General features: G+C 70.8%; 5 protein-coding genes. 1 reads left to right on the forward strand and 4 read right to left on the reverse strand.

Going from position 1 to position 3,993, the window contains the following annotated elements; all coding sequences use genetic code 11:
• The 4 genes from GRC12_RS42480 to GRC12_RS42495 all read right to left on the reverse strand — a co-directional run.
• On the reverse strand, positions 1-248 hold a 248-nt coding region (locus tag GRC12_RS42480; RefSeq protein ID WP_208785790.1), incomplete at its 3' end, for a 2-oxoglutarate dehydrogenase E1 subunit family protein.
• 291 nt (positions 249-539) lie between these two features.
• Positions 540-1,652, reverse strand: coding sequence for a HAMP domain-containing sensor histidine kinase (locus tag GRC12_RS42485; RefSeq protein WP_208785791.1), 1,113 nt, complete (start codon positions 1,650-1,652; stop codon positions 540-542).
• Positions 1,649-2,386 (reverse strand): response regulator transcription factor, encoded by a 738-nt coding sequence (locus GRC12_RS42490; protein WP_208785792.1) that lies wholly within the window; start codon positions 2,384-2,386, stop codon positions 1,649-1,651. The genes GRC12_RS42485 and GRC12_RS42490 overlap by 4 nt, the downstream gene beginning before the upstream one ends.
• Before the next feature lie 143 nt (positions 2,387-2,529).
• Positions 2,530-3,207 carry a spermidine synthase gene (locus GRC12_RS42495; protein ID WP_208785793.1) on the reverse strand — a complete coding sequence of 226 codons (678 nt, stop codon included), beginning with the start codon at positions 3,205-3,207 and terminating at the stop codon, positions 2,530-2,532.
• A gap of 107 nt (positions 3,208-3,314) precedes the next feature.
• On the opposite strand from GRC12_RS42495, the gene GRC12_RS42500 reads away from it, so the two are divergent.
• The coding region (locus GRC12_RS42500) for an ATP-binding protein (protein ID WP_208785794.1) at positions 3,315-3,993 on the forward strand (679 nt) is incomplete at its 3' end.

Consider the following 3,993-nt stretch of genomic DNA (forward strand, 5'->3'; position numbering starts at 1 on the left):
GCCGGAGCCGGGGCGGCGGGCGCCGGAGCCGCCGCGGTGGTCTCCGCGGGAGCCGGGGTGGCGGCCGCCCCCGGCTTGTAGTCGGCGAAGAAGTCCCACCAGGCTCGGTCAACCGAGTTCGGGTCCTGGAGGTACTGCTGATAGATCTCGTCGACGAGCCACTCGTTCGGACCGAACGCGGCAGCGGGGTTCTTCCCGGCTTGGTCTTCGGTCGAGATGCTCGAGTTACTGGGGGACTGTGGCGACACGGCGGCAACCGCCCTCTTCCGCTTCACAAGGTGATGGACAGCGGAAATAAAGGCTACGCCTCCATGGCCGGTCAGGTCAGGCCGAGCAAGGTCATCGTCGCGTAAGTCACATCTCAAAGCGGGTTTCGGGCCGTGAAATGGCGGGAAACAAGCGTGGTTCCGCTTGGAATCAGGTGTGTCGGGGTGCGACGACGAGGGCCCTGCACGCGGCGCGTACGGGCGTGTGCCTGATCACACGTGTCCGTCAGCCCGGACGCAGGTGGATCTTGAGGCTCCGGTTCGGACTTTACGTCAACTTGGCACGGATGTCTCTCCCGGAAGGGTGACAAGAATCCGGCAACCCCGCTCGGATTCGGCCACTCCGATCCGGCCTCCGTGCAGATCGACCGCCCAGCGGGCGATCGCGAGCCCGAGACCCGTACCGCCGTCGCCGCCCTGCCCGTTGGACGCGCCCGCGCCGCCGCGGTTGAAGCGTTCGAAGACGCGGTGCCACTCCGAGGGCGGGATGCCCGGACCCTCGTCCAGCACCTCCAGCTCCAGCGACTCCGGCAGCGTGCCGCGCCGCGCCTTCACGGTCACACGGCCGTGCGGCGGGCTGTGCTTGACGGCGTTGTCGATGAGATTCGCCACAACCTGGTGGATGCGCTCGGGGTCCGCGTGCGCGGTCAGCTCCGGCGGGGTGACGTCGAGGTGCAGATGGACGTCCGTACGCGTGTGGCTGCCGGAGCCCGAGGCGATGCCCGCGCGCGCGGGCACGGCCATGTTGGCCTCCTTCAGCACGCCCGAGAGATACGGCCACACCTCGAACCGCCGCTTGCGCAGCGGTACGACGCCGTTGTCCAGCCGGGACAGGTCCAGCAGCGTCTCCACCAGCCGGCCGAGCCGCTCGGTCTGCTTCAGCGCCGTGCGCATGGTCTCCGGGTCGGCGGTCGTGACGCCGTCGACGATGTTCTCCAGCACCGCGCGCAGACCCGCGATGGGGGTGCGCAGCTCGTGCGAGACGTTCGCCACCAGCTCCTTGCGCTGCCGGTCCTGGGCCTCCAGGTCGTCCGCCATGCGGTTGATCGTCTGGGCGAGGTCGCCCAGCTCGTCCCGGCGGCTCTCGCGCACGCGGCGGGTGTAGTCGCCGTGCGATATCGAGCGGGCGACGGTGTTCATGTCGTCCAGCGGCGCGGTGAGCGAATGGGCCACGAACTGCGTGATGAGCAGCGTGGCGATCATCGAGAAGACCGTGATGAAGCGCAGCTCCGTCGCCGTGCGCATGGCGATCATCATCAGCCCGGTGGTGATGAGGACCGCGATGACGACCAGTGCGCCCAGCTTGGTCTTGATCGAGAACGGGCGCAGACCGCCCCAGGGTTCGGGCTCCCCGGGGCCTCTCCGTGCGGCCGGCCCGTCACTCATGGCGTCGGGGTCTCCAGCGCGTAGCCCACGCCGTGCACCGTGCGGATCCGCTCGGCGCCGATCTTCCGGCGCAGCGCCTTGATGTGGCTGTCCACGGTCCGGGTGCCGGACGCGTCCGCCCAGTCCCACACCTCCGCCAGCAGCTGCTCCCGGGAGAGCACCGCGCGGGGCGTGTTGGCCAGGCACACCAGCAGGTCGAACTCGGTCGGCGTGAGGTGGACGTCCTCGCTGCGGACCCGTACCCGCCGCTGCGCGTGGTCGATCTCCAGCTCGCCGAGCCGCAGGATGCCGCTTCTCGGCGTCGCGGCGGCCAGCGCGGCCCGCTCGACGCGCCGCAGCAGGACGTGCACCCGCGCGGCCAGCTCCCGCATGGAGAACGGCTTGGTCATGTAGTCGTCGGCGCCGACACCGAGTCCGACCAGCATGTCGGTCTCGTCGTCGCGCGCGGTGAGCATCAGTACCGGCACCGGACGGGCGGCCTGCACACGGCGGCAGACCTCCAGCCCGTCGAAGCCGGGCAGCATGATGTCGAGGATCAGCAGATCGGGCTGCCAGGCCTCGGCGGTGTCGACGGCGGCCGGGCCGTCACCCGCGGTCTGCACGAGGAAACCCTCGGCGCGCAGGCGGGCCGCGATGGCGTCCACGATGGTCGCGTCGTCCTCGACCACCAGGACCCGGCGCTGCGCTCCCGGGGTCGCCGTCGTGCCGTTGTGGGATGTGTGGGTCTGCTCCATCGCCCGCCCCTGAGTTGCTTTCCGGAATGCGTGGGGTCATTCCTTCTGACTGGCTGTGCCTGGCTGTGCCTGCGCATGCTTGCGATTGACGCTTGAATGATCTGCGTCAGGGAAGCAGCGTACGGGGAGTGACCGTCCCTCGGCTATCCAGGTCGGACGCCGAGATGCACGACGTCGGGAACGCCCCGGGCAACCGGGATCTCTTCGGTACGCACCTGTTGGAACCCGGCATTCCGCAGTGTTCCTTCAAATTCCGGAGAGGGTCGTGCCGACCACACCGCGAGCACCCCGCCGGGTTTCAACACCCTTGCACAGCTTGCGAGTCCGGCTCGCGCGTACAGGCCGTCGTTGCCCTCCGTGACAGTCCAGTCGGGTCCGTTGTCGATGTCCAGGCACAGGGCGTCGTACGTGGCGGATGTCTCACGCAGGAAGGTCAGCAGATCCGCTTCCACGATCTCGGTACGGGGATCGGCGAGGGCCCGCGCGGAGATGTCCGCGAGCGGACCGTCACGGTGCCAGTCGATGACGGCCGGTTCGCGTTCCACGACGGTGATCGCACCCCAGCGCGGATCCGCCGCCGCGTGTGCGAGCGAGAAACCGACGCCGAGGCCGCCGATCAGCACGGCCGGGTTCCCGCGGGCGTCCAGGGCCCGCAGCGCGGCCTCGACGAGCAGCCGTTCCGAGCGGCCGTCCGAGGTGTCCATCAGGAAGCAGCCGTTGGCGATGATCTGCAGCAACTCGCCGTGCCGGCGCAGCACGACCTCGCCGTACGGGCCCTCGCGACGGTCCAGGACCACAGGGGTGTCGTAGGAGGTGGTCATGGACCCATCCTGCACGAACCGGTGCCGACGGACGGGCGCATCACGGGTGGCTGCCGCGCACCACAGGTGCCTACGCTCGAAGCACCGACGGCCCGGGAAGAGCCCTGGTGGACCTCTGGAAGAGCGTGGTGGTTGCCGCCATGACCGCGAAGTACCCGTTCGTGGGACGCGAGGACGTGCTGGGGGAACTCCGTGCCGCCCTGGACCGGGCGGCGGCGGGCCGGGGCGGGCTGGTCACGCTGACGGGACCGGCCGGGGCGGGCAAGACGCGTACGGCGGAGGAGGCCACCGCGCGCGCCGACGGGTTCCGCACGCTGTGGACCTGGTGCCCGCCGCAGACCGCCGGTCGGGCGTTCCGCCCCTGGTCACGGCTGGTGCGGGAGCTGGTCGCGGACGACGCGGACTGCGGGCGGCTGGTCACCGCGTCACCGCCGCTGCGGGCGCTGGTCGCCGGGTCCGGTCCCGGCGCCCTGCGCGGCGCGGACCCCGAGGCGGCCCGGCTGCGCCTCACCGGCGACCTGACCGACCTCCTCGCCACGGCCGCCCGCACCCGACCGCTGCTCCTCGTCCTGGACGACCTCCACGCCGCCGACGCGTCCTCGCTCCGCCTCCTCCTGGAAACGTCCGACGCCACCCGCACCCTGCCGGTCCTGCTGCTGACCACCACCAGGGAGGAGGGAGTGGCGTGGCGGGACCGGCGACGGGACGCCGGTGGCGCGGGGACCGGACGTGAGGTCGAAGGGGAGGAGGGCTCTCGGGCGCGTGCGGATGGAGCCGGGTGGGAGG

This window comes from Streptomyces griseorubiginosus (assembly GCF_017614965.1).
Lineage (GTDB): Bacteria > Actinomycetota > Actinomycetes > Streptomycetales > Streptomycetaceae > Streptomyces > Streptomyces griseorubiginosus_B.

What these genes read in the sequence shown, in the direction of transcription:
- GRC12_RS42485 (WP_208785791.1), bottom strand. Translation starts at nt 1,652, where the DNA reads ATGAGTGACGGGCCGGCCGCACGGAGAGGCCCCGGGGAGCCCGAACCC.
- GRC12_RS42490 (WP_208785792.1), bottom strand. Translation starts at nt 2,386, where the DNA reads ATGGAGCAGACCCACACATCCCACAACGGCACGACGGCGACCCCGGGA.
- GRC12_RS42495 (WP_208785793.1), bottom strand. Translation starts at nt 3,207, where the DNA reads ATGACCACCTCCTACGACACCCCTGTGGTCCTGGACCGTCGCGAGGGC.